Source organism: Mesorhizobium sp., assembly GCF_024509055.1.
Taxonomy (GTDB): domain Bacteria; phylum Pseudomonadota; class Alphaproteobacteria; order Rhizobiales; family Rhizobiaceae; genus Mesorhizobium.
Window position 1 is genome coordinate 1 of sequence record NZ_JANINM010000085.1, and the last position, 5,379, is coordinate 5,379.

At 65.4% G+C, this 5,379-nt stretch carries 5 protein-coding genes; 1 reads left to right on the plus strand and 4 read right to left on the minus strand.

Going from position 1 to position 5,379, the window contains the following annotated elements:
- The 4 genes from Q0L57_RS05405 to Q0L57_RS05420 all read right to left on the minus strand — a co-directional run.
- Positions 1 to 1,033: glycosyltransferase (locus Q0L57_RS05405; RefSeq protein WP_296739140.1), on the minus strand; the 1,033-nt coding region annotated here is incomplete at its 3' end.
- Between the two features lie 40 nt (positions 1,034 to 1,073).
- Entirely contained in the window at positions 1,074 to 3,179 is a 2,106-nt protein-coding gene (locus Q0L57_RS05410; protein ID WP_296739142.1) for a glycosyltransferase, read from the minus strand.
- A 12-nt stretch (positions 3,180 to 3,191) separates the two neighbouring features.
- Positions 3,192 to 3,842, minus strand: a complete 651-nt coding sequence (locus Q0L57_RS05415) for a bifunctional DNA primase/polymerase (RefSeq protein WP_296739145.1) — start codon at positions 3,840 to 3,842, stop codon at positions 3,192 to 3,194.
- Positions 3,843 to 3,952: 110 nt separating this feature from the next.
- Positions 3,953 to 4,732, minus strand: a complete 780-nt coding sequence (locus Q0L57_RS05420) for a helix-turn-helix transcriptional regulator (protein WP_296739148.1) — start codon at positions 4,730 to 4,732, stop codon at positions 3,953 to 3,955.
- Between the two features lie 110 nt (positions 4,733 to 4,842).
- Here Q0L57_RS05420 and Q0L57_RS05425 point away from each other — a divergent pair.
- Positions 4,843 to 5,379: hydantoinase/oxoprolinase N-terminal domain-containing protein (locus Q0L57_RS05425; protein ID WP_296739151.1), on the plus strand; the 537-nt coding region annotated here is incomplete at its 3' end.

A 5,379-nucleotide genomic window follows, 5' to 3' on the forward strand; every position in this document is an offset into this window, starting at 1 on the left:
TGGCGCGCTTGGCGCGGTCGAGCCGGGTGCCGAGCACCTTGCGCAGCAGCACGATGCCGCGATAGGCCTTGGCAAGAGGCGCAATCGCGGCCTGCAGACGCTCGAAGCTGCCGTCCACGCTATCGCCCTCGCAGAACACGAGCTTGATCCTTTCCTTTGGGTAGTCGAGCTGCCCTATGGCGGCAAGAAACGGCTCGATATGCTGGGCGGCGTCGCGCAGCGGCACCAGGACGGCGATGTTTTGTCCCGACGGCGGGGCCGCCGAAAGCGCTGACGGGCTGACGCTTCGCCTGGCGCTGGCCTGGTCCAGATAGGCCCCGCGCGTCAGATGGTGCAGGGTCTGGTGGAAAAGCTGGCGTATCCGGTGCCGCAATCGCGGCGGCGCCTCGGGCTTCCACCACGTGCCGGCCCAATGATGGATCGATAGCGTTCCTCCCTCGCCGCCGGCGTGCGTTCCGGCTGAATCCACCGGACAGAACAGGGTGGACGGATGGATGGCGAAGACGCTCTGGTCGGGGTGGCTGAGTTGCGCGGACGTGAGCACGCACGGCCCAGTCGCGTCGATCGTTTGTTTTGCGCGGGCCAGTCCCGGCAGGAACGACAGCAAACGGAGCCAGAAGGGGTGCCCCGGCGGGCTGGCCATGGTTCCGTTGAACAACAGATATGGCAATCCACGAAAGTCCGCCTGCACGCGGGCGTGCGTCTCCGGTTCCTTGCAGAGCACGATCCGTTCCTCGCCGAGCAGCGGATCGAAAGGCGCCACGCATTCGCAGTCGATGTCGGCATAAACGCCGCCGAAGTGATGGAGCAGCAGGTACCGGCCGGCATCGGCGCGCGTCACGCCATGTTCATAGCCGCAGAAGGTCGGCAGGAAGTCGGGATAGCGCGCGGCGACGAACTCGAGCAGCGTCCGGTCGTCCCAGAAGACCGTCTTCCAGTCCGGATTGTGCCGCTTCCAGCTTTCGACATGGCCCTCAAAACGGGAGGGCACGATGTCGGTCTTCCACGTCTGGTGCAGGATCTTCGGGATCATCGGATCGCCCGTTGTCGTTCAAAAGTCGGCATGGTGGCCGTCATCGGCCGGCGCCGTTCAGGCCCAGACCGTGGCGCACGGCGTCGCCGATCGCCTGAGGGCCGAAGCGGGACCAGACGATGGCATGGGCGCGGGCGCGCAGACTGGCCATGCGGGCGGGGTCGGAGCAAAGCTCGATCGCAAGCTCGGCAAGACCCTCGTCGGTATCGGACTGCAGCAGGGCTTCGCCGTCGGAGAGGTCGAGACCCTCCACGGCAAGCGGCGTCGCGATCACCGGAACGCCGGAGGCCATCGCCTCGAGGACCTTGATGCGCGTGCCGCCCCCGACCCGGAGCGGGACAATGCAGAGATGCGCGGCTGACAGCAACGATCCGATATCGTCCGGATCCTCCACCAATGTGACGCGGTCGAGCGTCGAGAGCGTCTGCGCTGTCGCGCCGGGCGAGCGGCCGGCAAGGATCAGCCGCGCATTGGGCAATGCCCGCCGGATGCGCGGCAGGATGGTGCGGGCCAGCCGCTCGGCCGCATCGATGTTCGGGCCGTAGCCGAGGTGGCCGGCAAGCAGGATCACAGGGAATCCGTCCGACATGTCAGGCGGCGAGGGCAGCGCCCGGGGAAGGCCTTCGGCTCTCGGGATGCCATTGGGCACGATATCGACCGGCATTGTGCGGGTAACGATGGCGGCGAGCCGCTCGCGATCCAGACGGGAGCAGACCCATATGCGGTCGACGATTTGCGTCGCTTTGCGTTCCAGTCGCCTTATGTCCGGCGACATGGCCAGCGGGTCGTTCGCCGGCATTTGCGCGGCAAGGTCGGACTCGACATTGTGCATGTCGAGAATGAGCTGGCCGGTCAGCGGTCTCAAAGGCCGCAACAGCTTGAACAACGGGATGCTCTCGACGACGATCGTGTCAGGGCGGAACGCGCGCGTCAGGGCTTTGAGGCGCGCCAGGGCAAGGCGTGGAATCCGGGTCTCGCCCCTGATCCTGCGCCAGCCCAGCGAACGCGATTGCTTGTCGGAACTTGCGGTCAGCGAGACCACGCGGATGGCGTGGTCGCGCGGCTGCTCCGAACTGGCCGATGGCCTTACCGAAGCGAGGCAGACTGGTCCGAGCTCCGCCGCCGCCAAGGCAATGCCGAAGGTCCTGAGGTCAGCGCCGGAAGTGGGCGGGTAGGCGGGGTCGGAACTGATGATCAGGGTGCGCCGGGGCGCCGCCGGATCGGGCAACGCCGGTCTGCCGCCAACCAGCCGGCCGATGTGGATCCTGGCCAGGTATTGCAACGCCTTCCAGCTTCGGCCCAGTTGCCCGTGCGCCTGGACGGCGCGCATCATGCTGGCGGCGTCCTCGAACATCTGGTGCCTGATGAGCTGTCGCGCAATGCGCTGTGCTATCCAGGCTTTCCGCCATTGTAGGGCTTCCCGCTCGATGCCGGCGGCCGCGAGGCGGTTGAGCTCGCGCGCTATGGTGAGGAAGGTCCGGCGGGGCGCTGTGATGAAGCGTCGCGTCATCCGTTCTTCGTCATGGTGGTAGAGGAGCACCGGCGCGTCGACAGTCACAGCATCGGCGCGCGCCAGCAGCGCGGTCCAGTAGCAAGTGTCCTCGTCGAGGCCGATCTTTTCCGGAAACCGGATGTCGGCGGTCGCCCAACCGGCGACCAGCGCGCTTCCCATCGCGATCGGCCAGAGCTCGTTGCGCAGATAGCGGTGGACGTTCCGCCGTCTGTCCGGGTCGTAGCCATGCGGTGTCTTGAGCTTGTCCGCCCTGCCTTTCGCGCGCCTTATGCTGGCCCCGATGGCAAGTCCGACGTCGCCTCGGCCCGCAAGCGCCGAGCGCAGCAGTGGGAGGCCTCCGGGGATCACCTCGTCATCCGCATCAAGGAAGAAGATGCAGGCGCCTTTCGCACGTTCGATCCCGACGTTGCGCGCGGCGCCCGCGCTGCCCAGGCGAACGCTCACCACCTCCATGGGCAAGCCGTGGCGCCGCGCGCTCTCCGTCGCCACCGCGGCTGTCCGGTCTTCCGATCCGTCATCGATCACGAGGATATCGCGAATGAACGGCTTATCGGGTACGAGGCTGCCGAGCGCCTTGTCGAGCGTGGCGGCTGCGTTCCTTGCCGGGATAACGACGGTGATGTCGGCCGCCATACGCTCAGCCGCTCATTGGCGTTCGAAGAAACCGCGCTTCAGCAGGCGGTCGTAATGATGCTTGAGCGCCGACACCGGGCGCAGCGACATGCCGGCAAGATCATCGACGGCTTGTGGCTCGACATCGAATGGCGACTGGCCATCGAGCCAACTATAGGATGAGCCGTCCTTCAGCGCCGACGGGCAGGCGACGACATAACCGCCGAGAGCCTTGACGTGGCCGATCCGGCGCAGGCCTAGATGGAGACTCGAAGACACCATTGGTTCTCGCGTTCTCAGATAGACGTGGAATCCGTTCGGTGATCTGGCCAGCGGCGTGCGGCCCGCGATCTCCTTGTGGTCTTCGACCCAGGCGCGATAGCCGGCCTTGTCATCGAAGTCCAGGACCATCAGGTTGCCGTATCCTCCCAATATGCCGATGTTACCGGCAAAGCCGCGAAACCAGCGCAGGATGTCGCCACTGCCCGGCGGCTTCTGCGCAAGGTGGAAGGTGGTCGCGGTGAAAGCCAGTTCCTTGAGGTCCTTTCGCAAGGTCCGCAAATGAACAGGATCATACTCCATGGCCGCGAGGTCGAGATGCTTGCCGCCGGCGCGAAGCGGCACGCAAATGTAGCCGCGCTCGAGCAGCTTGACGGCATAGTCGGTCAATACCCCGGACTGCATGCGCCCCCGCAAGCACGGCGGTGAAATTCCCTGCCTGATCTTCGTTAGCCAACAGCACTGTCGTCAAGCGCTGGTTTCGGAGGCCGAATCCGGGAACCATTCTCGGTATTTCAAGTTTCGACGCGGTGCTGGAAAAACTGCAGGAACAGCTCGCGCTCCGTGGTGATGTCGAGCTTCTCGTAGATGCGGCGGCGATGGTTCTTCACCGTGCCGACAGTGATGCCGAGCCGCTCGGCGATGTTGGCGGTCGGATGCCCGGCGAGGATCAACTGCACCAGCTCGCGCTCGCGCGACGAAAGCTCCGGCCACAGGCTGTCCGGAATGGTCGGCTTCTGTTGCGGCGAGGCGCCGGGGCCGGTGGGCGCGGATGTGCGGGAAAAATCGCTGCCGCGTGCCCTGGTGTCGAGCGCGTGCAGCGCTTCGAAGACAGGCAGCCGCTCAGTGAGCAGCGCGATCTCATTGTCCTTGAACGACACCGTCGAGCGGTCGAGGAAGATGCCCAGACACCAGTCGCCGCCGTCGGCCAGCATGATGCCAACCTCGTCGCAGATCTCCGATTGCGCCAGGAAGCCGGCTATGTACTGGCCGCGCCTGGCCTCCTCGTCGGCCAAACCCTTGAGCGGCATGATGCCGAGGCGGCGTTCGCGCCGCCACGAGGCATAGAACGGGTCGAAGACGTAATAGTTGTCGAGGTAGCGTCGCACCATCTCGTCCGAGAAGCGCCGGTGCTTGACGAATTCCGGCGTCTTGGTCGCCGAGTAGCGCGTCACTGTCACCAGATCGTGCGCAATGTCCGCCCCGATCAGGTCGATCAGGCAGTCGACATGCCGGTCGGTGCCGGTGGCGGCGATCGCCTTGGCCAGCGGCGCCCAGATATTGCCCATGCGCATGCCCTTTTCTCGGCGAACCGCGCCGCGCGGTCATTGTGTCTTTAGGCATATGGCGCGAACCGCGCGATCGAATCTAGCCTGAGGTCATTCTCGGCAAGGGAAAGCGACCCGTGGACCAGATCACAACCAATCCCATCGTCATCGGCATCGACGCCGGCGGCACAATGACCGACACGATCCTTGTCGATCAGGACGGTCACTTCAAGATCGGCAAGTCGGCGACGACGCCGAAAGACGAGGCCGAAGGCTTCCTCGCCTCGGCCGAGGACGCTGCGGACGCCTGGGGCATCTCGCTTCAGGACCTGTTCTCCGGCGTCAATGTGGTGCTCTATTCCGGCACCGGCATGCTCAACACGCTGTTGTCGCGCACCGGCCGCAAGCTCGGGCTCATCACCACCAAGGGCCTCGAGGACATGATCCTGATGGGCCGCGGCCTGCAGGCCTGGGCGGATTACTCCTATGCCGACCGCCTGCACGCGGTCACCCATCATCACCCCGATCCGCTTGTGCCGCGCCGCCGCACCCACGGCGTCACCGAGCGCATCGACCAGTTCGGCGACGTCATCCTGCCGCTCTACGAGCATGAGGTGCGTGCCGCCGCCAAGAAGCTGATCGCCGACAAGGTCGAGGCGATCTGCATCATGACC

Coding starts and splice junctions, on each gene's coding strand:
- Q0L57_RS05410 (WP_296739142.1), bottom strand. CDS start 3,179: ATGGCGGCCGACATCACCGTCGTTATCCCGGCAAGGAACGCAGCCGCC.
- Q0L57_RS05415 (WP_296739145.1), bottom strand. CDS start 3,842: ATGCAGTCCGGGGTATTGACCGACTATGCCGTCAAGCTGCTCGAGCGC.
- Q0L57_RS05420 (WP_296739148.1), bottom strand. CDS start 4,732: ATGCGCATGGGCAATATCTGGGCGCCGCTGGCCAAGGCGATCGCCGCC.